Consider the following 24,668-nt stretch of genomic DNA (forward strand, 5'->3'; position numbering starts at 1 on the left):
CGTTTTTTTGTGTCTGCATCTTTTTCACGTATTAACGTCGGTGGCGCGGTCGGCAAGGATGGCCGGCAACACCGCAAGGTTGCCACCGGCCTTCACTCGCCTCAGTTCTCGACGCGACCCAATAACATAAATTCCAGCAGCGCCTTTTGGGCATGCAGGCGATTGCCGGCTTCTTGCCAGACCACTGCGCGGGGATCCTCCAGCAGGGTGGTGCTGATTTCTTCGCCACGATGTGCCGGCAAGCAGTGCAAGAAGAGTACGTCGTGGGCGGCCAAGTCGAGCATCGCTTCAGTGACCTGGAAGCCGGTAAAATCGGCCTCGCGTTTGGCTTGTTCCTCTTCCTGGCCCATGGAGGCCCAGACGTCGGTGGTCACCAGGTCGGCGTCTTCTACCGCGGCCATCGGCTCGCGGTGGATGGTCACCCGCTCGCCGGCGGCCTCGAGGATGTCCTGGCGCGGCTCGTAGCCCTCGGGGCAGACCACGCGCAGGTTGAAGTCGAACTGCCGTGCGGCATTGATCCAGGAGTGGCACATGTTGTTGCCGTCACCGATCCATACGGCTGTCTTGCCGCTGATATTGCCGCGCAGCTCGCTCCAGGTCATGACATCAGCCAGGAGCTGGCAGGGGTGATAGTCATCACTCAAGGCATTGATGACAGGCACGCTGCTTGCCGCGGCAAATTCTTCGAGACCGGAATGAGCGAAAGTGCGGATCATTACCGCATCGACCATTTCTGAAAGCACGCGAGCGGTGTCGCCGATCGGCTCGCCGCGGCCGAGTTGGGTGTCGCGCGGCGACAGGAAGAGGGCATGACCGCCGAATTGCGCCATGGCCGTCTCGAAAGACACTCGGGTGCGGGTCGAGGATTTCTCGAAGATCATCGCCAAGGTGCGGTTGGCGAACGGCGTGTAGGTGGGGCCGTGAGTCTTGAGGCCATTCTTGATGGAAATGGCGCGACGCACCAGATGCGTCAGCTCCTCGGGAGAGAGGTCTAGCAGGGTCAGGAAATGGCGTGTCGCCATGAGGTTACTCCGCGCGCAAAACAGCCATCCTAGCCAGGCGCTTTGTATCACGCAACGCGCAAGCGAGGGTGAGTCGTTGTCAGGACTATATTCGTCCAGCCACCATCAGTAGAATGGTGATGACACCTAGCATAGATCCAGAAGGAATTCTTCATGAGCACGACAGTCGAGAACATCCAGCAGCAGATCAGCGAAAACCCGATCCTGATTTACATGAAGGGCACCCCCCAACTGCCGCAGTGTGGTTTCTCTGCACAGACCGTTCAGGCCCTGATGTCCTGCGGTGAGCGCTTTGCCTTTGTCAACGTGCTCGACAACCCGGATATCCGTGCCGAGCTTCCCAAAGTCGCTAGCTGGCCGACGTTCCCGCAACTGTGGGTCGAAGGCGAGCTGGTCGGTGGCTGCGACATCGTGGTGGAAATGCACCAGAACGGCGAGCTCGAGACACTGGTCAAGGCGGCCGGTGAGCGTGCCAAGGCCAATGAAGAAGGTGGCAGCCAGTAAGATATCTTGCTTGAGCCGTTCGCGGCACTAGCACCTCGGCATAAGAAAGCCCCGCCAGCCAAGCTGACGGGGCTTTTCAATGCGTGGAACCTTCTCTGTGGCTATTTTTCTATGGATATGGTCCATGCCACGGCCTATGCGCAAGCCATGTCATGGACTGTTGCAGAGCTAGAGCTCGTCCATACCCTGTTCACGCTGGGCCAGGTTCCAGCCGCCTAGATCCTTGAATCGGTTGACGATCGAGCAGAACAACTCAGCGGTGCGCTCGGTATCGTAGCGGGCCGAATGAGCCTCGGTGTTGTCAAACTCGATGCCGGCGGCGCGGCAGGCGCGCGCCAGGACGGTCTGGCCGTAGACCAGGCCCGACAGGCTTGCGGTGTCGAAACTCGAGAACGGATGAAAGGGGTTGCGCTTGATATTGCAGCGGCTGACGGCCGCATTGACGAAGCCGTGGTCGAAGGCTGCGTTATGACCCACGAGTATCGCGCGGGTGCAGTTATGCGCCTTGATGGCCTTGCGCACGGGCCGGAACACTTCATTCATGGCCTCCGACTCGCTCAGCGCAACCCGCTTGCGAAGCGGATCATTGAGATTGATGCCGGTGAAATCAAGCGCCGACTGTTCGACGTTGGCTCCTTCGAAGGGAGTGACGTGGAAGGCATAGGTCGCGTCCGGAATCAGATTGCCATCCGGGTCCATGCTCAGCGTTACGGCGGCGATCTCGAGGATCGCATCACCCTTGGCATCGAAGCCACCTGTTTCCAGGTCCACCACTACCGGCAGAAAGCTGCGAAATCGCTGAGCCATCAGACCGTGGGCGCTCGCCTCGCTCATGCACCTCTCCCTTACCAAAAATGAAAATCTGCGTCGGCATCGGCTGACGAATGCGCGAGAGTCTACCATCTTTGTCGGCCATGCGCCCCGCCCCGGCGGTATTCTCGGACGCTCATCAGCGCTATACTTGGTGCCTACCTCACGATGTTATTGGCCACGATGCCCCGGTGTCGTGCCTCAGCACACAACAAGCGAAGGAGCCCAGAATGTCCGATGTCAAAAAGGTCGTTCTCGCCTATTCCGGCGGCCTGGACACGTCCGTTATCGTCAAATGGTTGCAGGAGACCTACGACTGTGAGGTGGTAACCTTCACGGCCGACATCGGCCAGGGCGAGGAAGTCGAGCCCGCGCGTGCCAAGGCAGAGGCGCTTGGCGTAAAGGAAATCTATATCGAGGACCTGCGCGAAGAGTACGTGCGCGATTACGTCTATCCGATGTTTCGTGCCAACACCATCTACGAAGGTGAGTACCTGCTGGGTACCTCCATCGCTCGCCCGCTGATCGCCAAGCGCCTGATCGATATTGCCAACCAGACCGGTGCCGACGCCATCTCCCATGGGGCGACCGGCAAGGGCAATGACCAGGTGCGCTTCGAGCTCGGCGCCTACGCGCTGAAGCCGGGCGTCAAGGTTATCGCGCCGTGGCGCGAGTGGGACCTCAACTCTCGCGAGAAGCTGATGGCTTATTGCGAGCAGCACCAGATTCCGGTCGATTTCTCTACCAGCAAGAAGAAGTCGCCGTATTCCATGGACGCCAACCTGCTGCATATTTCCTACGAAGGCGGCAATCTCGAGGATCCGTGGGAAGAAGCAGAAGAGGACATGTGGCGCTGGAGCGTTTCACCGGAAGCTGCACCGGATACCCCGACCTACATTGAGCTGACCTATGAGCAGGGCGATATCGTCGCCATCGACGGTGAGCCCCTCAAACCGCATGAGGTGCTTTCCAAGCTCAACAAGATGGGCGGCGACAATGGGATCGGCCGTCTCGACATCGTCGAGAATCGTTACGTCGGCATGAAGTCTCGTGGCTGCTATGAAACACCGGGCGGCACCATCATGCTGCGTGCCCACCGCGCCATCGAGTCTCTGACCCTGGACCGCGAAGCGGCCCACCTCAAGGACGAGCTGATGCCCAAGTACGCCGAGGTCATCTACAACGGCTACTGGTGGAGCCCGGAGCGCAAGATGCTGCAGGCCGCTATCGACGAGACACAGAAGGATGTGTCCGGTGTGGTACGCCTCAAGCTCTACAAGGGCAATGCCATTGTCGTCGGCCGCAAATCCGACCAGTCACTGTTCGATGAGTCCATCGCGACCTTCGAGGATGACGCCGGTGCTTACGATCAAAAAGATGCAGAAGGCTTCATCAAGCTCAATGCACTGCGTCTGCGCATCGCTGCCGGCAAGGGGCGCGACCAGAGCTGAGGTCCACCGCCAGGGCGCTTGACCGGCCCTGATTCGGTGCAGTGAAAAGGAGGCAGCATGCTTAAGAAACTCTTCCCCGGGCTATTTGGCGCGGGAGATGTCGCCAAATCTCGTGAGGCCGAGCCAGTCGAGTATCGGGGCTATCTGATTGTGTCAGACCCCCACGACACTGGTGGCCAGTATCGAGTCAGCGGTTATATTCGCAAGCCGGTGGCCGGTGGCGAGACCCTTGAGCACCGCTTCGAGCGCTCTGACGTGGTATCGGGGCGCGAAGCCTGCGACGAACTGATGGTGCGCAAGGCTGAGCGGTTTATCGACGATGTCGGTGACGACATGTTCACGCCGCGCTGACGCCCCACTGCAACCGTTTTACGGTGATCGCTTCGATGCCGCTGCCCAAAGGCAGCGGCATCGTCGTTTCTGGAGGAGTCACGAGTAGGAGCCGCGAGTAGTAGCCACGAGAGTTGTTCACCACGTCATTGAACCAAGAGCGAGGTCAAGCCTGGCCTACACTTGAGGTCAGGACCGCTGCAATGGAGTCCCTATGCGTCTCCTATACCGACACTCGCCCTGGCGGACGCTTTTTACCGGCGGCGCTCTCCCGGATCCTGCCAGTTTGTCACCCTTATTGGCGCCGCTGGCTGATGCCTTGGGGAGGTTGGGACCTACCCCTAGCCTAGCGGCGGCCAGAGCCTGGCAGTGTGACCTGGTAGATGCGCTTACGCGCCTGGATCTGCCGGCCTGGCGCATCAGTCAGATGATCAGCGATCACGATCAGGGGCTCTATCGGCAAGCCATCGCCATGTCGCTCGATGAGATGCAAGCGTCTGGTTGGGGGCCGCCTCCCCGACCATTCTGCGTGCTGGTGCTTGGCTCCGTGGCCCGCCATGAGAGCTTGTTAGCCCCGGATCAGGACAATGCCATGATCATTGCCGATTACCCGGATGCCCTGCATACCCAGATTGACGGCTATTTCCAGGCGTTTGGCGAGCGCTTTACCGACCGCTTGGCCAGTGCTGGTTTGCCCCTTTGTCAGGGTCACGTCATGGCGCGCTTTCCAATGTGGCGCAAGCGTCTCTGTGAATGGGACGCTCAACTGGCTATCTGGAGTGCAGAGCGCCGGGTCAAGCGGGTCCAGCAGACCAATATCTTGCTGGACTTCGCACCGGTTTACGGCGATGAAACCCTGGCCATTGCGCTGCGAGACCGGGCCTTGAACCGGTTGAAGCGAGCCGGCGGCTTTCTCGACGAGATGGCAAGTCTGCTTGCGGAGACGCCGGTGGCCCTGGATCGGCTCGGACGGTTGCATGGTGATGACAAGGAAGCGCCCCAGCATGGCGCCCTGAACCTCAAGCGCCAAGGGCTGATGCCCCTTGCGAGTGCTGTTCGGCTGCTGTGCGTATTGCATGGTTGTCGCAGTGTCGACACGCGCCTGCGACTTACAGAATTGGTCAGTGCTGGGGCGCTCCAGTGCGAAGAGGCGCTGACCTTGCACACGGCCATGAGTCGATTGCAGGCATTGCTGCTGACAACCCAACATCGCCGCCTCGGCGCGGGTGGCCTTGCTGACAACTGGATTGTGCTTGACGAGCTCAATGAGGACGAGCGGACGTTGTTGCGTCTCGACCTGAAGGCCATTCGTCGCCTGATGGGGAGAGCCAGGGCCGGGGCAGGTGGCTCGTCGCGCTAGGCCATGTTTCTAGGCCATGTCTCTAGGCCATGTCTCGCTGCTGCTTCCAGGCCTGTTGGCTTTTAACCACTTGCGTTGTTAGCTACTTAGCCATTTGGCTGCGAGGGTGTCTCGGTGACCGGCATGACCTTATCCTGAGGTGCATCGGGCAGTTCCATGATCAGGTTGGCACCACTCAGGGTGGTCGCGTCCTCGACCCACAGCCGTCCACCTAACTGCACCACGATGCCGCGGCTAATCGGTAGTCCAAGGCCGCTGCCCCTGGGGCGTCCACGGCTTTGTCCGCTGGCGGTACTGTGTTGCTCAAGCTGGTGAAACTTCTCGAAGACGCGCTCGCGATCCTCCGAGGCAATACCGAGACCATTGTCCTCGAGGCTCAGCCGAACATGTCCCTGATGGTGCTCCAGTCTCAATAACACGACGGGCGACGCGTCGGCGGCAAACTTGGCGGCATTGTCGATCAGATTGATGATCACCTGTTCAAGGCGATCGGAATCACCTATCACCCACGCCTCATCGAGATCGATGATCGCCTTGAGCTTAACGCCACGCTCCTCGATCGGGTGCTGCACGGCAGCCAGGCTCTGGCGGGTGAGGGCGACCATTTCCAGAGGTTGTGGATGCAGTGTCAGGCGTCCGGATTCTAGTCGGGCCAGGTCGAGCATCTCCTCGATGAGTCGCGACAGACGCTGGCTTTCGAGCACCACCACCTCAAGGAATTGAGTGCGCTTGGCCTCAGGCATGTCCTGGCTATCGCGCAGGATTTCGGCGAAGGCCCGGATCGACGTCAATGGTGTGCGCAGTTCGTGGCTGACCATGGCGACGAATTCATCCTTGAGCCGGTCGAGTTCACGAAGACGTTCATTGGCGTCGCGCAGCTCCTCGCCGATGCGCGCGAGCTCTCGGGATTTTTGCTCCAGACGGCGGTTGTACTCGAGTGCCTGAGACGTGGTATCGAGGATGCTTAACACGGCCTCCATATCCAGCGCCTCGCCGCGCACTACGGATGTGATCAAGAGCCTGGCCGAAGCGCTGCCAAGCGCACCCGCGAGGGCTTGTTCGGCCCGGGCGATCAGTTGCGGCGAAGCCGATTCCTCCATGCCGCTCTCTGCTGAGCCGATACCATAGGCGGTGCTGGCCTCAATGCGGTGGTGGTGATTCGGGGCATCCGCCTTGGCCAGTACCCGTGCGGTAGCGGCCGCGCCCAGATAGCGTCTGAGCAAGTCATGCAGAGCGCCTCGAGTGGTTTGGCCTTGCCATAGAGGAGGGGTATCAACGCCTTCCGTCAGTGCATCGGCGAAGAGCGCTGCCTGCGTCTGCTCAAGATGGCTCTGGCGGGTGAACAGCGAGAGGCCAACCAGCACGCCGATGTTGGCCATGAGGCTCCACAGCAGCGAGTGGCTATAGATATCCAGGCCGTCGAGACCAAATAGCGCATAGGGACGTAGCCAGGCCTGTCCGAAAAGGCCTTCCTCGAGAAAACTGAGGGGCAACCAGCCCGACTGGGCGAAGCCGGGCAGCAGCAGGGTGTAGCTCCAGACCGCTATGCCGGCAAGCATGCCGAGCCCGGCGCCAAGGCCGCAGGCGCCTCGCCAGTAGAGCCCAAGCAGCAGGGCGGGAGCAAACTGGCTGACGGCCGCGAAGGAGACCAGCCCGATAGTCACCAGGCTGTAGGAGTCGCCAATCAGGGCATGGTAGAGATAGCCCATCATCAGAATCAGGGCGATGGCGCCACGGCGAATGCCAAGCAACCAGGCAGAGAGGTCGCTGTGCAGGCCCTGGTAACGCTTCGTTGTCCGCAGCAACAGCGGCATGACAAGCTGATTACTGACCATGGTCGAGAGTGCAATGGTCTCGACGATGACCATGCCGGTGGCTGCCGACAGACCGCCGATGAAGACAAATAGCGATAGGCCCTCGCGGCCGGCGGACAGCGGTAGGGTCAATACGAAACTGTCCGGATCACCACCGCTCCCCATCAGTAGTAGGCCGGCCAGGGCAATCGGAATCACCATCAGGTTGATGACCAGCAGGTAGAGGGGAAACAGCCAGCTGGCTCTTGTCAGGTGGCGCTCGTCGACGTTTTCGACCACCAGAACCTGAAACTGGCGAGGCAGGGTGAAGAAAGCCAGGAAGGCCAGCAATAGGGTGCTGACCCAACCGAGCGCTCCTCCCGGTACCGCTGAGAGGCTCAGTGCGTTCTGCAACTGTGGTTGTGAGGCGGCTCGGGTGAATAGGTCGACCGGGCCCTCGAAGAGAACGAAAACGGTGAAAAGCCCCACCGTCAGGAAGGCGATCAACTTGACCAGTGACTCCACGGCGATCGCGGCCACCATGCCTTCATGACGTTCGCTGGCATCCAGATGCCGAGTCCCGAAGAGCATGATGAAAACGGCCAGCACCAAGGCGACCCAGAAGGACTTGTCACTCAGAAAGCCCGCCGCCGATGTTGGTCCGCCAGGGGCGGCGGGATAGTCCATCAGCACCGCATGGCTCACGGTAATGGCCTTGAGTTGAAGCGCAATGTAGGGGGTGATACCGATCAAAGCGATCAATGCCACCAGCGCACCCAGCCGACTGCTCTTTCCGTAGCGGGCGCTGATGAAGTCGGCGATCGAGGTGATGCGCTGGGCCCGGGCAATGCGAATCATCTTGCGAATGATCAGTGGGCCGGACAGCATGGCAAGCGTCGGTCCCAGGTAGATCAGCAGGAAGCTGGGGCCGGCCTCGGCGGCGCGACCGACACTGCCGTAGAAGGTCCAGGCGGTACAATAGACAGCAATCGACAGGGTATAAACGAGAGGCGAAGCGATCACCGAGCGGCCCTGCTCGGCGCGGCGGTCGCCCCAGGCAGCGATCACGAACAGCAGCGCCAGGTAACCGAACGCCGCCACGAGCACGCCCACTTCAGCGCCCATATCGAGGGTCTCCATGTATAACGCTCAATCCTCTGGCACTCGCTCCAGAAGCCAGGCGGCCAGCCCGATGACCAGCGCCCATGACACGAACAGGTAGGCAGCGAGCCAGGAAAGGCCGCCGTCGACTGACTTATCGGCGAGCAGGATCAGGGGTGGCGTGAATAACAAGGCGGCCAGTATGACTAGCGCTACCAGGCGTTGGGCGCGACGCGGCTTCAACATGCGCTGGCGTCCTCTCGGTCAAGGGCGCTTGATTGCAACGCCAGGGCATCGGTCAGCGTATGAATACCGCGTGCTTCCAGGCGTGTTCGCATGGCAAGCCACAATTCGGCGGTGACCCTGGCATCACCAAGCGCGGTGTGGCGAGCGCCTTCGGCGAAACTCAAAGCGTAGCGGCTGGCCAGACTGTCGAGGTCATGGCCATCGATAGAAGGGTCCAGGGCACGCGAGAGCAGCAGGGTATCGAGGACTGGCATGTCGAGCGTGATGCCGGCCCCCGGGGGCTGCAATGCCAGCAGGTCGAAGGCGGCATTGTGGGCCAGTATGACCGCATCACCCAGATAGTCGCGAAAGCGCGGCAATGCCTGGCTCAAGGGAGGTGTGCCCCGCACGTCGGCATCGGTCAGACCGTGAATGGCAGTGCTGGCCGGCGGAATCGGTCGGCCCGGATCGACGCGTACGTCGAAGGTATCGTCAGCCAGCAGTCGACCGTTGACGATTCGGCATGCCCCGATGCTGATTACCTGGTCGCCCTGTCGCAGGGCAAGCCCAGTGGTTTCGGTATCGAAGGCCACTATTTCGAGTTTGGCCAGCGGGCAGGCGGCCAACTCGGCGTCGGGAGGCGGCAGGTCGGCAATACCGAAGTCGTGGAACTCCGGACGTGGCGGCAAGCGGGTGAGGGGTGCACCGACCCGGTCGACGGCCGGCAGAGGCAGGCGCAACCTTGCATGGCGGCCATCGTTGTCCTGAAGGCTCCAGATGTCGCTGGCATGTTGATTGAGCAGGTTCTCGATGCTGGGTGAAAGCGGTAGGGCCTGGAGGCGCAGGGATTTCCAACTTGAAAGCTGTTGCTGGCTCAGTGGCTTGCCCAGCCAGATCAGGTCCAGGTAGACACGCTTGTTGCCCAGGCACACCTCGGCGTCCAGGTGGTAGACACCGGTCAGGTCACCAAGGCGAGTGGCCAGCGCTTCAAGCATCACCAGCAGGGCGGGGGCATCGGCCTTGAACCAGGCCGGCATGCCGATCGGAGTCAACACCAGCGGCGTACTGGTCAGGTGGTCATTGAGGGCCTGCCACAGATCGTTCGACCAGAGAGGCGCGAGCCGTTCGCCCTGGCGTTGAAGGGCCTCGAGGGCCTCCCCAAGGCAGTCGACTTCCTTACCGAGCGCTTGGCTCTCTTCGTCGATGATGTCCCCGAGACGCTTGCTTAGCGCCGGGTCTGGTTCCGTAGTGGAGTCTGATGCCTCGCAGGCCGGTCTCAGCTGGCTCAGGGCCTCGGCGGCACTGGACAGGCTGGCACCGTGGCGGCGCACGGTCGTCAGGCACTCGGTGAGGCGTGCTCGGGTGCCCATCTCGCAGTGCCAGGCAGCGGTGCTGTCGGTGAGGGTAATCAGGGTCTCGTGATCGCTGTTGGGTACCCGGCGCAGGTTGCCATGAAGCCAGCGGTCATCCAGCGGGATCAACAGTTCTCTAGGTGCGCCGTCGGCGGGTAGGCGGTCGATGGCCTCCGACAGGCTGGCAAGGTTGAACAGGCCATCCAGTCGCTTACCAAGCCCAAGGCCTGGGTGGTCGGCAAACAGCGCCTCGGCGGCATGATTGAAGAGCAGAAGGCGGCGATGACGATCGCAGAGCAGCACTGGGGTCTCAAGCACCTGCAATAATGCTTCGAGTTCCTGACGTATGCGGGCCGCGCCGCGGGCACCTTCGGCATGGGCGCCGGCCAGCTGCGAGCGGTCCTGTCGCCAGTGTTCGCGAAGCCTAATGAGATCCGGCCCCAGACCGCTTAGCCAGCCTTCGGGGCGATAGTCATCGCGGGCATCGGGGTTAGCCACCATGCGTGCCACCTGCACCTGAAGGTGGCGCAACGGGGCAAAGAGCTGACGTTCAAGGATCAGGCCCAGCACAAACACCAGGCTGGCCGCGGCCAGGCATCCCCCCCACAGAGCAATGCGCTCAAGGCCTAGTGGGGCCAGTCGGCTCTGAAGCCACAGCGCCAGGAAAGCGCCGCCGAACAGGCTCAGACCACTGATCAGCAACCATGCGCCGATCAGGCGCTGGCGCTTGGGTGGCCCCGCCTTGGACGTCATGATGCGGCCTCATCGAGCAGGACCTTGACCTTGTCGACCAGCGCTTGTGTCGAAAAGGGCTTGGTAATGTAGTCATCGGCGCCGAGTGCCAGCCCCTTCTCACGTTCCACCTCCCGGCCGTGAGCGGTGAGCATGATGATCGGCAGGCGTGATGTGGCCGTGTCGGCACGCAGCCGCTCAAGAACATCGAAGCCGCTGATGCCGGGCAGGCTGATGTCGAGCAGCACGAGATCCGGCGGCGCCTCGGCTATCCGGGAAAGGGCGCTCTCGCCATCCTCGACCGTGATCACTTCGAATCCTGCCTGCTGCATCAGAAACTCTAGCGACAGGAGGATGTTCGGCTCGTCATCCACTACTAGCACCTTGGCCATCGAGAACCCTCCTTGTGATCAATGTTGTGCTCGAGGGGCGTCGTTCAAAGCGCCAATCGCCTTTCTTGAGTCTAGTCGGCGGACCAGAGACTGAAAGACGACCTTGGCAGGAGCTGGTAGGCTTCTGGAACGGTTGTTTGACGCGCCACGTTCGAAATCGAGCATATCTGCAATGACGCCTATTCGCCTGTCAGGAGGCAACGATGATCGAAGTGCACCACCTGGAGAACTCTCGCTCCCAGCGAGTGATCTGGTTGCTTGAGGAGCTTTCCGTCGCCTACAAGGTGATTACCTATCGACGTGATCCCAAGACCATGCTGGCCCCGGCATCGCTCAAGCAGGTTCATCCGCTGGGCAAGTCGCCGGTGATCGTCGATACTGAAAGCGACGACGTGGTAGCCGAATCCGGGGCGATCATCGAGTATCTGCTCGAGAAATTCGACGGCGGCCAGTTGCTGCCCGCTGCCGGTACCGCAGAGCGTCGGCGCTACCGCTTCTGGTTGCACCATGCCGAGGGCTCGGCGATGCCGCCGTTGGTGATGTCCCTGGTGTTTTCGCGCCTCGACAAGCCGCCGGTGCCGGCCTTGATTCGTCCCATCGCGCGGCTTCTAGCCAGCGGGGTGAAGGCCAAGTTTCTCGACCCGCAGATCCAGGACCTGCTTTCTTTCTGGGAAGACGCCTGTGGTGAACATGCCTGGCTGGCAGGGGAGGCTTTCAGCGGCGCCGATATCCAGATGAGTTTTCCGCTGCTGGCCCTGGAGGGGCAGGGCCGGCTCGCGGCCTACCCCCGGCTGACTGACTTGCTGGCGCGCATGCGCAAGCGCCCGGCGTATCAGCGGGCAGTGGAGCAGGGCGGTGAGTTTTCGATGGCAGGGTAGTGTCGCGTTATTGGTCTGTTGTGATCATGAAAAAGGCCGCCAAGCATGCTCGGCGGCCTTTGCTGTTGCGGGTGCCCCGTCCTGAATGGAATGACACCTTCAGTAATGCTGGATCGTTAGCTGGCCGGCCTCATTGAAGTCAAGGCGACGATTTCGCCCGGCGAACAGGGTGAAAATCACCGCAAGCATCAGGATGGCGCCCAGCATCAGGCAGACCTCGGGCAGGGTGGCGCCACGATCCAGCATGATACCGATACCCAAGGGACCCATCGCTGCCAGGCAGTAGCCAATGCCCTGAGCCATGCCGGACAGTTTACCGGCAAGACGCGAGTTGCCGCTGCGCAGCACCATTAGCGTCAGTGCGATGCTGAAACAGCCCCCCTGGCCCAGACCCAGCAAGACTACACCGGGCCACCGGTACTCGAGCGGGCCCAGCAACAGCACCATCATGCCGGCTCCATTGAGTAGAAGCATCAGAAGCAGGGCGGGACGCTGGTCGCGGCTGAGGCGGGCCAGCCAGGGGGCGGCGAGGGCCGAGACGAGTTGAAACATTACTGACATGGCCAGCAACCAGCCGGCCTCCTCTTCACCCAGTCCCCTACGCTGGAGCAACACAGGTAGCCAGCCGAAGACGATATAGGCAAGCGATGACATCGAGCCCATCAGCAGCGTGACCTGCCAAGCCAGAGGGCTTTTCAGCAGCCGGGCCTTGGGCATGGGGGTGGCGAGGCCGTTGTCTGCCGGCCAGGGGTGCGGCATGCGCCATCGCCAGCCAATCAGTGCCAAGACGGCTATCAGCGCCCAGCTGCCCAGCGCCAGGCGCCAGCTGCCCAGGGCATTGGCCAGCGGAACACTGACACCGGCCCCAAGCCCGCCACCCAGGCATAGCGCCATGGTGTAGACACCCGTCATCAGGTCCGCGCCCTTGGGCAGCTCACGCTTGACCAAGGCGGGTAACAGGCTTCCGGCGATACCAATCGCGCCACCTGCCAGCAGGGTACCCAGAAACAACAGTCCGATAGCATCGAAGGCTCTCAGTGCGAGCGCTATCGCAAGCATCAGCAATGCCAGAGACAGGGCGCGCTCGGGACCGACACGCTTGGCAAGCCAAGGCGCTAACGGAGCAAAAAGTCCCAGGCAGATGACGGGCAGGGTGGTCAGGGCCCCGATGCTGGTAGGCGAAAGTCCGGTGTCCGCCTGGATACGGGCAAGCACAGGCGCAAGTGATGACAGAGCCGGGCGCAAGTTAATGCCGACCAGCATCATCAGTAGCAGAAAACCCAGCAGCGATGAGCGGTTATGGAGAGTGTTGGGCATGACGGTTATCGGCTCTTGCCTTGTTTTGACCTCTCTCGCCGACGGTTCAAATAGGGTCTGAACGAGAATGCTTCAGCGTTTTTGAGTGTTTGCGCTGAGTCGATGCAAATCTGGGGGCGAGGTGTAATCGAAGCGGCGCTGCTCGTCGCCAAGGGCAGCAAGGTCCCACCAGTGGCTTGAGGGGACGGGGGAGGCCGGGGCGCTGGCTTTCGCGCGGATGGCGCTGACATCTTCGGTACTGGTGAAATGCTCACCAGAGCCCATCGACGCCTCAAGGGTCAGGGGCCCTTGATACGTCCAGCAGCGTTGTGGAACCCAAGCAACGCACCACCGCTGATCTTTCCAGCGAACATGGCACTCATCGAGCCACACGAGATCGTCGATGAGAACCAGGGCCTCGAACAGGCCGGCATGCAGATCCATGCCAGAATGTTCGAGGCGAATGGGCCCCTGATAACGGTCCTCGGCGAGTTCCTTTCGGCGTTTTCGGGCGCTACCCGGGCCAGTGGCTTCGCCGCGACCGCAAAGGTGTAACACGTTGGCATCAAGCTGCTTGATGGCCCAGACCGAAGGGAATCGACGATCCATCCAGTTAAACATGAGATTCCTTCTCATTTTTATGCTAAAACGCATCCTTGCGTCGTCTTGTCGAAACGATGTCGCCAGCGGCGACATCGGGGTTGCCCTTAAGGACTCACCTTGCGAGGCACGCTGCGGGCTCAAGCGCCTGCAGCGATCAGGCCTGCTGGGGGCGTTTAGCGCGGCGGCGAGGGGCGCGAGCATCGTCACCCTGGCGCGACGAGGTGTCGCCCTGGCGACGCTGGCCGTTGCCTCCACGGCCGTTGCCGCTCGTATTTCCACCGCCATTGCGACCGTTACCGCCGCGGCCGCCGCTTTTACCGCGACCGTTCTCGATCGGCTCCGGTTTGGCATTGGGGTCTGGCTCGAAGCCCGGTTCAATGCGCTTCTCGAGATCACGCTTGATCAGCCGCTCGATGCCCTTGAGCAAGCCGTGCTCGTCGACGCAGACCAATGACACGGCCTGGCCCTCGCTGCCGGCCCGGCCGGTGCGGCCGATGCGGTGGACGTAATCCTCGGCCACGTTGGGCAGTTCGAAGTTGACGACATGTGGCAGCTCGCTGATGTCCAGACCGCGAGCGGCGATGTCGGTAGCCACCAGCACTTGCAGGTCGCCCGACTTGAAAGCCGCCAATGCCTTGGTGCGCGCGGACTGACTCTTGTTGCCGTGGATCGCCATGGACGGAATATTCTGCTTGGACAGCTGTTCGGCCAGGCGATTGGCACCATGTTTCGTGCGGGTAAAGACCAGTACCTGGTACCACTGATGCTCGGTAATCAGGTGGGCCAGCAGTTCACGTTTCTTCTCGCGGTCAACCTTGTAGATCACCTGATCGACAGTCTCGGCGGTGGTGTTGCGGCGAGCCACCTCGATCATGGTCGGCTTGTCGAGCAGCTGATTGGCGAGGGTCTGGATCTCGTTGGAGAAGGTCGCCGAGAACAGCAGGTTCTGCCGCTTCGCCGGCATCAGCCGCAGCAGTTTCTTGATGTCGTGGATGAAGCCCATGTCGAGCATGCGGTCGGCTTCATCGAGCACCAGGGTCTCGATCTGGGACAGGTCGATGTGGCGCTGCTGATGCAGGTCCAGCAGGCGACCCGGTGTGGCAACCAGGATATCGAGGCCCGGGCGGATGGCATCCACCTGGGGCTGTTGGCCGACGCCGCCGAAGATGACCTTGGAGGTCAGCTTCAGGTGGCGGCCATAGCCGGTGACGTTTTCACCGATCTGGGCGGCGAGCTCACGGGTGGGCGTGAGTACCAGCGCACGAATCTGGCGCGCCTTGGGGCGCGGACCATCGGCGAGACGCTGCAGCAATGGCAGCGTGAAACCAGCGGTCTTGCCGGTGCCGGTCTGGGCACTGGCAAGGAGATCCTCCCCCTTGAGTACGGCCGGAATGGCCTGGCGCTGGATGGGGGTAGGAACGGTATAGCCTTGTTCTTCGACGGCGCGCAGCAGTTCGCTACGCAGGCCAAGGTCGGAAAAGCTCATGCAAACTCCGGATAACACGCTACCGCCGCTCGCCGAAGAGGTGGCGCGAGTCCCGGGCGGTGACATGAGGAAAAATCGGTGACAGACGCGGCAGGAGGGACCATAAAGTGCCGCGGATGCGCATGATGACAGAAAAATCAGCTGGGCGCAGCTTTATGGCCCCCTGGGGGTCACCGCAACGTGCGGATGCGCTTGGCCAGACGGCTGGCCAACTCGTCCCAACTCTGCCCCAGCGCTCGCACCAAGGCCGGGTAGCCATCGGCATCCAGCGGTGTATCGACATCGAAGGTATCAAGCGTCAACAGCTTGCCTTCGGCATCGCGCAGCTGCCACTGGCCGGCGGCCACGGCCTGTCCATCATAGCGGCCCTGAAAGCTCGCGAGTTCCAGTCTCAGGGTCATTGCTCTGGGCGGAGCTGCGGGGTTGTTTTCTGACATGACGCGAGTCTGCGGTAGACGGTGTGAGAGACGGCGACGCAGACCCCGTTCGAGCATAGGGCCGAGCTCCTCGGCCCAGAGGTGGTCCCGCGCGGGGTTCAAGGTGATGTCGTCGAGCTGCAGCACGATGCCTGGTTGTTCGAGAAAGCTTGCCAGATCAAGGGGGCGAACAACCAGGAAGTGTTCGCCCTCAGAGGCGGTCGTCTCGCTGATGTCTCTTTCACTGGCCGCCACCTGATCGTCTGGCAGACCATAGTGACGAGTTGGTGCGGCGTTGGTGGCACAGCCGGCAAACAAGCTCAGCAGCATCAACAGGGCCAGGGGGCGGATTACATTCATCGGGCTCTCCTCGACGTTCATCGCGGCGCTCGCGGTTGAGGATCTTCGCCGCGAGGGCGATCAAAGATCAAGGCATTGGGTTGCTCGCTCAGGGTCTTGGCAACGGGTTCCAGGTCTCGCATCAGCGCATCAAAGCGCTCGAGGCTCTCGGTTAGCTCATCGTAGGCCGTCGAGCCAGGCGACATGCCTTTCAAGGTGACCCTTAAGTCCTCAAGCGTCGCGGTAAGCGTGCCCGGCAGGTTCTGGGTGTCGGGGTTATCGGTCAATGCCTTCACGCTTGCGGTCAGTTCCTGCACTTCTTCAAGCGTGGCCTGGGAGGCGGCCAGGTTGCGGTTCAGACCGTCGAGCACCGGCTCGACCTCGAGACCGTTGAGCTTGTCGAGCAGGCTCGAGACCTTTTGTTCGATCTGGGCAAGGCCCGCTGCGGTGGTCGGAAACACCGGGCGGTTTTGATAGCTGTTAGCCAGATACGGTGAGCTGGCCGGTTGCTGGAAATTGAGATCGACATAGAGCGCGCCGGTCAGCAGATTGCCGGCCTTGAGCGAGGCCCGCAGGCCGTTTTCGAACCAGCCTTCGAAGCGTGCCCGCCAGGTCTCGAGATCCATGTCCTCGAGGTTTTCGCCCAGGCGCTGCGGCTCGATGCGGATCAACACCGGAATGGCGAAGCCAGCACGGCGCGAACGCTGGTCGATACTGAACTCCCAGGGAACGCTTGCCACGGTGCCGACGCGCACGCCGCGGAATTCCACCGGGGCGCCCTTTGAAAGACCGCGGACGGTGTCATCGACCAACAGGACATACTCCAGATAGCGGTTGAAGGTCCCTTGCCGGGCATTTTCGGCATCTTCGTAAAGCGTAAAGGTGGTGTCTTCACTCACGGGTTGGCCAAGCGGAACATCCTCGGGTACCCCGAAGGTCACGCCACCGCCGAGCAGGGCTTCCAGAGACTCGACGTTGACGCTCACCCCTTCGGAATCGAGCTTCAAGTCGATTCCGCTGGCGGGCCAGAAGCGGGTACTGTCGGTGACCAGCACATCGTAGGGTTTTTCGATAAAGGCGCGATGGCGCATACGCCGTGTCTCGGGGTCGAAGCGAGCCTCTTCGACGCGCCCGACAGTGAAGCCGTGGTAGGTCACAGGGTCGCCGACACTCAGGGAATTACCGAGCTGGCCCACCAGGTTGACACGGATGCCCTTGGCATCGGCGGGGGCTACCGGCGGCTGCTCGAGCACATCGAAACTATCGCTCGACTCTTCACTGTTGCCGGGTTGCAGCTGGATGTAGGCCCCGGATAACACGGTGTTGAGACCGCTGATGCCCTCCCGGCCGATACGCGGCTTGACGACCCAGAAACGGGTGTCTTCGACCAGCATGGGCTCTACGTCAGGGCTCATTCTCGCGATCACGCGGATGTGGCTCAGATCGTTGGACAGCCTAACCTCCTCGACACGCCCAATCTCGACGTTACGGGTCTTGATGAGGGTGCTACCGGCTTCGATGCCTTCGGCGTTGCTCATGATCAGGGTGATCTGCGGGCCGCTGCTTGCGTAATCGTCATAGAGAAGCCAAAGGCCGATCAGCATCGCGACGATCGGCACGATCCAGATCGGTGAAAGCCGCGAGTGGCGACTGATGGTGGCACGGGTAGTCGGCGTGTCCTGGCCATGAGACTCAGCGGTCATGGGCAACGTCCTTGTGATCAGAATAAGAAGGCGACGTATCGTTGGAACGGCTGTGGCGGGGGAGAGGTGGATCCCAGATCAGCCGCGGGTCGAAGGCCATGGCCGCCAGCATGGTCAGCACCACGACCGCGCCGAAGGCCAGGGCCGCCGCGCCTGGCGCAATAGACATCAAGTTGTCGGCGCGAATCAGGGCTACCAGAATGGCCACCACGAACACATCGACCATCGACCAGCGTCCGACGAACTCGGTAACACGATACAGGCGGGTGCGGGCGACGCCATGCAGGTCGCTGCTGCGAGGCACCTGCAGGCACAGCCAGGCCATCGCGATCAGCTTGCTGACGGGGACCACGACACTGGCGATAAAGATGATGGCCGCAATCGGGTAGGAACCATGCTGCCACAGGGTGATGACACCACCGATAATGGTCGAGGGTTCGGTATCACCGAAGGAGGTGGTGATCATGATGGGATAGATATTGGCGGGCAGGTAGAGCACAGCCGCTGCCACCAGCAGGGCCCAGGTGCGCTGAAGGCTATGCGGCAGGCGGTCATGTAGCCGTTCGTTGCAGCGTCGGCAACGACCATTGCCGTCGGCATTCAGGCGATTGACCAGCCCACAGGTAGGGCAACCGGTCAGTCCCTGTGGCGAGGCCCTGGCGCCTGTGACAGCGCCTTCCGGAGCGGTGGGCTCACCCGCCAGCGAGAACCACATCCAGTCAGCGTCCAGTGATTGGGTGGTCAGCAACAACAGCAAGGCAAAGCAGCAGAACGCCCAGAAAGCGAGGCCAAGAGAGACCTCTGCCATGCCGGCTACCTTGATCAGGCTGACGAGGGCGCCAATGATGAAAACGTCCGCCATCATCCAGGGGTGAAGGTGAGACAAGGCCCTCGCGATGCCGCGGCTGGCCGGAAGCAGGGTGCGTCTGAGCAGACCGGTCTGCAGCCAGATGACGCCGAGGAGATAGACCATCGGCAGCACGATCGTCGTCAACACGACCCCAATTGCCACCAGCGGCTGGTGCATGCCTATCAGGGTTGTGGCTGTTTCGGTCAGGGCGATACGATTGCCAATGCCGCTGACCTGGAAGCTCACGAAGGGCAGGGTCACGGCCATGATCAAGGCGAGGAGAGAGGCGATGGCGAGTGCCAGGCTGCGCTCTGCTGGCCGGTAATGGCGTGTCGAAAGCGTATGCCCGCAACGCGGACAATCGGCACTCTGGCCATGGTGCAGGGGTGGCAGGCGAACCAGCCAGTCGCACTCATGGCAGGCGCGCAGGCGTCGCCGTGAGCCAATAGTCTCCGGGAGAGCCTCCTCTTCAGGGGAGCGCTTATCTGGGATACGCGTATTGATCAAGGCCAAGTTCCTTCTTTCCCCCATTATGACGGCTGATATAAGACATACAATCCTGTCGGTTGACGATGCTACAGTTCATCCTTGGGTCACGGCGACCGCCACGACCTCTTAGAAACTCAATGCGCAACAGGAGATACAGTATATGGGCTTGCCTATCTTGGCGGTCATAGCAGGATTGGTGCTGCTGGTTTGGAGTGCGGAGCGCTTTGTTGACGGGGCGGCGGCGACCTCTCGCTATCTGGGGCTGTCGCCTCTGCTGATCGGCATGCTGGTGATCGGCTTTGGCACCTCGGCGCCGGAATTGATGGTATCGGCGCTGGCGGCCTCCCAAGGCAACCCAGGGTTGGCATTGGGCAACGCCTATGGCTCCAATATTACCAACATCGGGCTGATACTCGGTCTGGTGGCCCTGATTGCCCCACTGGCCGTGCAGTCCGGCGTGCTGCGTCGTGAACTACCCATTCTCTGTGGCGCGACACTCCTGGCGGCCTGGCAGCTTCGCGATGGCACGATAGATACTTTCGAGGCGGTTATTCTTCTCTTGGCGCTGGCGGCTTTCATCGGTGCCAGTATCTGGCAGGGACGCCAGAGCGAAGCCAGTTCCGATACGCTCGCCAGTGAAACTGACCACAGTCTCGACAGCCATCCGATGACATTGAAGGTCAGCATCCTTTGGACACTGGTGGGGTTAGTGTTACTGGTGGCAAGCTCGCGTCTGCTCGTTTGGGGGGCGGTGGATATTGCCGAGGCGTTCGGGGTCAGCGATCTGATTATCGGCCTGACCGTTGTGGCGATAGGCACCTCGTTGCCTGAACTCGCCTCGTCGCTCAGCGCCCTGCGGCGTGGCGAGCATGATCTGGTGCTTGGCAATGTAGTGGGTTCCAACCTCTTCAATACCCTGGGGGTAGTGGGACTGGCCGGCATCATCACGCCCATTCAGGTCGGCGGTGAGGTCATGGTACGTGACTGGCCGGTCATGGCAGTGATGACGCTGGCGATGACCGTCTTTGCCATTGGCATCAAGGGCCGAGGTGGGCGAATCAACCGGCTGGAAGGCGGACTACTGCTGGCCTTGTTTGTTGGTTATACCGCCTATCTGATACGCGTGGTCGTGCAGGGGGGCGCATGACCTGTTTCGTCGTTAAAGACGAGCGCGCATGGATAGCCTATTGGTCAGTTTTTCTTGCAGATGAGTGAGGTGTGCGGCAAAAAACCACATGCCTGGCAGGGAGAAGTGCGGCATCGCGACACACCTGGCATGACGTTTTGCAGGTAATTTTGCCTTAGCATTGGCAGAGTTATCCGTCACCGCAATGCATGGCAGTGAACACACTAGCGGTATTGCCATTATCCAAGGTCTAGGAGGCTCTTATGGAGCTTGATCCACTCATCCTGTCGCGCATTCAGTTCGCGTTCGTGGTGTGTTTTCACGCCATCTTTCCGGTTTTCACGATCGGTCTGGCGTCTTACATCGCGCTATTGAATGGTCTTTTCTTTGCTAACGGCAACCCTGCCTGGGAGCGTTTGGCCTCCTTCTGGACGAAGGTGTTTGCGGTGGTGTTCGGCATGGGCGTGGTGTCCGGTATCGTGATGTCCTTTCAGTTCGGCACTAACTGGAGCAACTTCTCCCAGGCATCGGCCAACTTCTTGGGTCCGGTACTCAGCTATGAGGTGGTAACCGCCTTCTTCCTTGAGGCAGGTTTCCTGGGCGTGCTGCTGTTTGGTCGGGACAAGGTACCCCAAGGGGTCCACCTCTTTGCGGCGCTGATGGTGGCTGTCGGCACCTTCATTTCTTCATTCTGGATCCTCGCTGCCAACAGCTGGATGCAGACCCCGGCAGGCGTTGAGCTGATCGATGGAAGCTTCCATGTAACCTCCTGGTATGAGGCCTTGTTCAACCCCTCCTTCGGCTATCGCTTCGTGCACATGGGAATGGCGTCATTCCTTGCCGGTGGGTTTGTGGTGGCGGGCGTCAGCGCCTGGTTTCTGCTGCGCGGTCGTGATGTACCCGCCAACAAGAAGGCTTTGTCGATGTGTCTGTGGCTACTGCTGGTACTGGCGCCGGCCCAGGCGGTGGTTGGCGACTTCCATGGTCTCAATACGCTTGAGCATCAGCCGACCAAGGTAGCGGCCATGGAAGGCAACTGGGAGACACAGTCACATGCCCCGCTGCTGTTGTTCGCGATTCCCGACAAGGGTGCGCAAGAGAACCTGGTCGAGATCGGCATTCCGAGTCTCGCCAGCCTGATTCTGACGCACCACGCCGATGGGGTCGTGCCGGGTCTCAAGGAGGTTCCGGTAGATGAGCAACCTGTCGTGGCGTTGGTGTTCTGGTCGTTCCGGGTGATGGTCGCGCTGGGCTTTGCCATGATCGCCGTGGCCGTGACCGGTCTGGTGCTGCGTCGGGGTGGTCGTGTCTATTCCCACGAGCGTTACCTCAAGGTCCTGGTCGGCATGTCGGTCACCCCCTTCATCGCTGTACTAGCGGGCTGGATCGTCACCGAGTCCGGACGCTCGCCCTGGCTTGTGTATGGCATGATGACCCAGGCCGAGGGATTGACGCCCTCGCTGACCGGCGGCATGGCGCTATTCACGCTGATTGGATATATCGCGGTCTACGCCGTGGTCTTCTGGGCCGGTATTTACTACCTGCTGCGGGTCATACGCCATGGCATGTTGCCCGAAGAACAGGAAGCTCCGGCCGATGATATTGAGCGTGCCAAGCGACCGTTTTCCGCCGCTCACATTCCCTTCGACGATGACGATGCTCATCCGGTCAGGAGCTAAGCCATGCAAACCTTTGACTTGTCATTGATCTGGGCCGGCATCATCGGCTTCGGGGTCATCATGTATGTGCTGATGGACGGCTTCGATCTGGGCCTCGGCATTCTTTTTCCCTTTGCCCCGGATGAAGACTCACGTGATGTGATGATGAACTCCGTGGCACCGATCTGGGACGGTAACGAAACCTGGCTGGTGCTCGGTGGCGCGGGCCTGTTGGGGGCCTTCCCGCTGGTCTATTCGGTATTCCTGCCGGCGCTCTACATCGGTGTCTTCCTGATGCTGGCCGGGCTGATTTTCCGGGGTGTGGCCTTCGAGTTTCGTTTCAAGTCGAAGCGCAACCGTCACTGGTGGAACCGGGCGTTCTGCTGGGGTTCGGCGGTTGCGACCTTCGCTCAAGGTGCCGTCGTCGGCACCTATATTCAGGGCTTTGAGACCGAAGGCTTTGTCTATGTGGGGGGTGCGCTGGACTGGCTGACGCCCTTCACCGTACTGACGGGGCTGGGCATGATGGCGGGCTATTCCCTGCTCGGTGCCACCTGGTTGATCTTGAAGTCGGAAGGCCACGTTCAGGACTGGGCGTATCGCATCGCGCCGAGGCTACTTGCGGCGGTGCTGGTGGTGTTCGCGATCATCAGCGTCTGGACCCCTTTCATCGATGGCGGCGTACGTGAGCGCTGGTTTGGCGAGGTCTCGCTGATCTGGTTGTTGCCGATACTGGCGATGGCGTGTGCCTACGGTATCCATCGCTGGGTGAAACTCCGCCGTGAAGGAATGCCGTTCGTGGCGACGCTTAGCATGTTTGTCTTCACCTATCTGGGCTTGATAGCGAGCAAGTGGCCGGTGATCGTGCCGCCGGATCACACCATCTGGGATGCGGCTTCGGCACCGGAATCACAACTGTTCCTGCTGCTCGGCGTGCTGTTCGTGATTCCGATCGTGCTGACCTATACCGCCTGGTCCTACTGGGTGTTCCGCGGCAAGGTGCGTGCCGGTGAAGGCTATCACTGACACCACGGAGGCCGGAGGTGCGGACCGTGAGGCATCTCTCACCCCCAAACGATGGCTAAAGGAATTGGCCGACGGCGAGCGCCGTCGGCTGATGTTGGCGACCCTGGCGGGCCTTGTGGTCGGGCTCTGCACCATCGTGCAGATGTTGTTGCTGGCATTCATCATTGATCGACTATTGACCGGCGCCCCTGAGGCGCCGGTTGGCGTTTTTTTTGTGGCGCTGGTGGCGGTGCTAGTGCTTCGTGCCCTGGCGCAATGGTGGCAGGAAACCACTGCCCAGGCGGCAAGCCTGGCGATTCGTTCTCGTGCACGAGCAGTGTTGCTCGACCACCTGGCGGCGCTGGGCCCGGTGAAGCTGGCCTCTCGCCATTCTGCGGGTCTCGGCAGCCAGCTGGTTGAGCAGGTCGAGGCGCTGGATGGTTATTTCGCCCGTTTCCTGCCTCAGTTGCGTCTGGCCACGGCACTGCCGTTGGTGATCCTTGCCATCGTGCTGGGGCTCGACTGGCTAGCGGCCGTGTTCCTGCTGTTGGCAGCACCACTGATTCCGCTGTTCATGGCCCTGGTCGGCATGGGCGCCCAGCGTCTCAACCAGGCGCAGTTTGCCGCCGTGACCCGGCTCTCGGGTCACTTTCTCGACCGGGTGCGAGGCATCACCACGCTGCAGCTTTTCGGCAGAACCGCCAGTGCCGCCGAGGACGTGTTCGGTGCCGCTGATGACTATCGAGCTCGTAGCATGAGGACGTTGCGCATCGCCTTCCTGTCTTCCGCAGTGCTCGAATTCTTCGCCTCGGTGGCCATTGCGGTCATCGCCATCTATGTGGGCTTTGGCTTACTAGGCTACATCGAGTACGGCCCTGCGCCATCGCTTTCGCTTTTCAGTGGCCTGACCATCCTGTTGCTGGCGCCAGAGTTCTTCCAGCCGCTGCGCAGCCTGTCACAGCATTACCATGATCGTGCCGCGGCTCTCGGGGCTGCCGAGGCGCTGGTGGGCATTCTCAATGAAACACCACCCGCGTCGGTCGAGACGCAGCCTGAAGGTGACGATTCGGTGGACACCCCCGTGCGGCTAACCGAGGTCTGCGTCGAGCATGTCGGCCGCGGCCAGGTATTGGGGCCGCTGTCACTCGAGGTATCACGTGGTGAAGTGATCGCCCTGGCGGGCCCCTCCGGTGCCGGCAAGTCGACCCTGTTGCAGCTGATCGCCGGATTTGTCGCGCCGGACCAAGGCCGCGTCGAGGTCATGGGCGAAGTACGGCCGGCCTGGATGGATCAGCGCCCGCTGGTGATCAAAGGCACGATAGCCGACAACCTGCGTCTTGCCGATACACATGCAAGCGATGACGCCATGCAGAAGGCGCTCAGTCGAGCCGGGTTGGCCGAGTTGTTGGCGCGGTTGCCAAAGGGGCTTGAAACACCAGTGGGAGAGCGCGGGGCCGGACTTTCCGGTGGCCAGGCGCAGCGCCTGGCGCTGGCGCGAATCTTCTTGAGTGATGCGCCGCTGGTGCTGCTCGATGAACCCACTGCAAGCCTGGATGAAGGCAGCGAGGCCGAAGTGGCGGCATCCCTTGCCTGCCTCGCCGAGGAGGGGCGAACACTACTGATCGCGACTCACCACCCGGCCCTGATGGCGATAGCTGATCGGGTGATCAGCATCGAAGCGGGCCAAGTGGTCGAGGAGGCCAGCGCATGAGGCGCTGGCAACAGGCTATTGCACGAGGACGCCTAT

21 protein-coding genes are annotated in these 24,668 nt (G+C 61.3%); 9 read left to right on the forward strand and 12 right to left on the reverse strand.

The features are described from left to right. Positions 1-101: 101 nt before the first annotated feature. Complete coding sequence (gene argF / locus HF027_RS10905) at positions 102-1,022, reverse strand: ornithine carbamoyltransferase (protein WP_168015593.1); 921 nt, start codon at positions 1,020-1,022, stop codon at positions 102-104. A 153-nt stretch (positions 1,023-1,175) separates the two neighbouring features. Here argF and grxD point away from each other — a divergent pair, with 153 nt between their 5' ends. After that, a complete protein-coding gene (gene grxD / locus HF027_RS10910) occupies positions 1,176-1,526 on the forward strand; it encodes a Grx4 family monothiol glutaredoxin (protein WP_136254335.1) in 351 nt (116 codons plus the stop codon). A gap of 168 nt (positions 1,527-1,694) precedes the next feature. Here the strand turns inward: grxD and rnt are convergent, their stop codons facing one another. After that, complete coding sequence (rnt, locus tag HF027_RS10915) at positions 1,695-2,360, reverse strand: ribonuclease T (protein WP_168015595.1); 666 nt, start codon at positions 2,358-2,360, stop codon at positions 1,695-1,697. Positions 2,361-2,440: 80 nt separating this feature from the next. On the opposite strand from rnt, the gene HF027_RS10920 reads away from it, so the two are divergent. The 3 genes from HF027_RS10920 (at position 2,441) to HF027_RS10930 (ending at position 5,477) form a co-directional block, all read left to right on the forward strand. Further along, positions 2,441-3,787, forward strand: coding sequence for an argininosuccinate synthase (locus tag HF027_RS10920; RefSeq protein WP_342448739.1), 1,347 nt, complete (start codon positions 2,441-2,443; stop codon positions 3,785-3,787). A gap of 57 nt (positions 3,788-3,844) precedes the next feature. After that, complete coding sequence (locus tag HF027_RS10925; RefSeq protein WP_168015599.1) at positions 3,845-4,138, forward strand: HlyU family transcriptional regulator; 294 nt, start codon at positions 3,845-3,847, stop codon at positions 4,136-4,138. A 193-nt stretch (positions 4,139-4,331) separates the two neighbouring features. Then, positions 4,332-5,477 carry a DUF294 nucleotidyltransferase-like domain-containing protein gene (locus tag HF027_RS10930; protein WP_168015601.1) on the forward strand — a complete coding sequence of 382 codons (1,146 nt, stop codon included), beginning with the start codon at positions 4,332-4,334 and terminating at the stop codon, positions 5,475-5,477. An 86-nt stretch (positions 5,478-5,563) separates the two neighbouring features. Here HF027_RS10930 and HF027_RS10935 read toward each other — a convergent pair whose 3' ends face one another. From HF027_RS10935 to HF027_RS10950, 4 genes are read right to left on the reverse strand one after another with little or no spacing between them, the layout of a single operon-like run. Continuing rightward, complete coding sequence (locus HF027_RS10935) at positions 5,564-8,395, reverse strand: ATP-binding protein (protein ID WP_168015683.1); 2,832 nt, start codon at positions 8,393-8,395, stop codon at positions 5,564-5,566. A gap of 24 nt (positions 8,396-8,419) precedes the next feature. After that, the gene (locus HF027_RS10940; protein ID WP_168015603.1) at positions 8,420-8,617 is read right to left on the reverse strand and encodes a hypothetical protein; all 198 of its coding nucleotides are present in this window, start codon (positions 8,615-8,617) and stop codon (positions 8,420-8,422) included. Beyond that, on the reverse strand, positions 8,611-10,701 hold the full coding sequence (locus HF027_RS10945; protein ID WP_168015605.1) for a 3'-5' exonuclease: 2,091 nt from the start codon (positions 10,699-10,701) through the stop codon (positions 8,611-8,613). Before HF027_RS10945 ends, HF027_RS10940 begins: the two co-directional genes overlap by 7 nt. Next, positions 10,698-11,072, reverse strand: coding sequence for a response regulator transcription factor (locus HF027_RS10950; RefSeq protein ID WP_168015607.1), 375 nt, complete (start codon positions 11,070-11,072; stop codon positions 10,698-10,700). Before HF027_RS10950 ends, HF027_RS10945 begins: the two co-directional genes overlap by 4 nt. Positions 11,073-11,275: 203 nt before the next feature. Here HF027_RS10950 and HF027_RS10955 point away from each other — a divergent pair, with 203 nt between their 5' ends. Then, the gene (locus HF027_RS10955; RefSeq protein WP_168015609.1) at positions 11,276-11,950 is read left to right on the forward strand and encodes a glutathione S-transferase family protein; all 675 of its coding nucleotides are present in this window, start codon (positions 11,276-11,278) and stop codon (positions 11,948-11,950) included. Positions 11,951-12,049: 99 nt separating this feature from the next. On the opposite strand, the gene HF027_RS10960 is transcribed toward HF027_RS10955, so the two are convergent. From HF027_RS10960 to HF027_RS10985, 6 genes are all read right to left on the reverse strand, one after another. Further along, positions 12,050-13,267: an MFS transporter gene (locus HF027_RS10960; RefSeq protein WP_245184687.1), complete on the reverse strand. Its 1,218-nt coding sequence runs from the start codon at positions 13,265-13,267 to the stop codon at positions 12,050-12,052. Positions 13,268-13,339: 72 nt separating this feature from the next. After that, positions 13,340-13,942, reverse strand: a complete 603-nt coding sequence (locus tag HF027_RS10965; protein ID WP_168015611.1) for a hypothetical protein — start codon at positions 13,940-13,942, stop codon at positions 13,340-13,342. A 61-nt stretch (positions 13,943-14,003) separates the two neighbouring features. Next, positions 14,004-15,335, reverse strand: a complete 1,332-nt coding sequence (locus HF027_RS10970; RefSeq protein ID WP_168015613.1) for a DEAD/DEAH box helicase — start codon at positions 15,333-15,335, stop codon at positions 14,004-14,006. Between the two features lie 170 nt (positions 15,336-15,505). After that, entirely contained in the window at positions 15,506-16,111 is a 606-nt protein-coding gene (locus HF027_RS10975; RefSeq protein WP_168015615.1) for a PqiC family protein, read from the reverse strand. Positions 16,112-16,128: 17 nt separating this feature from the next. Next, positions 16,129-17,793: an intermembrane transport protein PqiB gene (gene pqiB, locus HF027_RS10980; protein ID WP_168015617.1), complete on the reverse strand. Its 1,665-nt coding sequence runs from the start codon at positions 17,791-17,793 to the stop codon at positions 16,129-16,131. Continuing rightward, positions 17,783-19,174, reverse strand: coding sequence for a paraquat-inducible protein A (locus HF027_RS10985; protein ID WP_168015619.1), 1,392 nt, complete (start codon positions 19,172-19,174; stop codon positions 17,783-17,785). Before HF027_RS10985 ends, pqiB begins: the two co-directional genes overlap by 11 nt. Before the next feature lie 118 nt (positions 19,175-19,292). Here HF027_RS10985 and HF027_RS10990 point away from each other — a divergent pair, with 118 nt between their 5' ends. The 4 genes from HF027_RS10990 to cydD all read left to right on the forward strand — a co-directional run bounded on the left by HF027_RS10990 (position 19,293) and on the right by cydD (position 24,632). Further along, positions 19,293-20,279: a calcium/sodium antiporter gene (locus HF027_RS10990; RefSeq protein ID WP_168015621.1), complete on the forward strand. Its 987-nt coding sequence runs from the start codon at positions 19,293-19,295 to the stop codon at positions 20,277-20,279. A 242-nt stretch (positions 20,280-20,521) separates the two neighbouring features. After that, positions 20,522-21,937, forward strand: coding sequence for a cytochrome ubiquinol oxidase subunit I (locus HF027_RS10995; protein WP_168015623.1), 1,416 nt, complete (start codon positions 20,522-20,524; stop codon positions 21,935-21,937). Positions 21,938-21,940: 3 nt separating this feature from the next. Then, positions 21,941-22,942: a cytochrome d ubiquinol oxidase subunit II gene (gene cydB / locus HF027_RS11000; RefSeq protein ID WP_168015625.1), complete on the forward strand. Its 1,002-nt coding sequence runs from the start codon at positions 21,941-21,943 to the stop codon at positions 22,940-22,942. Next, positions 22,926-24,632, forward strand: a complete 1,707-nt coding sequence (gene cydD, locus HF027_RS11005; protein ID WP_245184707.1) for a thiol reductant ABC exporter subunit CydD — start codon at positions 22,926-22,928, stop codon at positions 24,630-24,632. The genes cydB and cydD overlap by 17 nt, the downstream gene beginning before the upstream one ends. Positions 24,633-24,668: the final 36 nt, after the last annotated feature.

Source organism: Halomonas salinarum (assembly GCF_012062845.1).
GTDB lineage: Bacteria > Pseudomonadota > Gammaproteobacteria > Pseudomonadales > Halomonadaceae > Onishia > Onishia salinarum.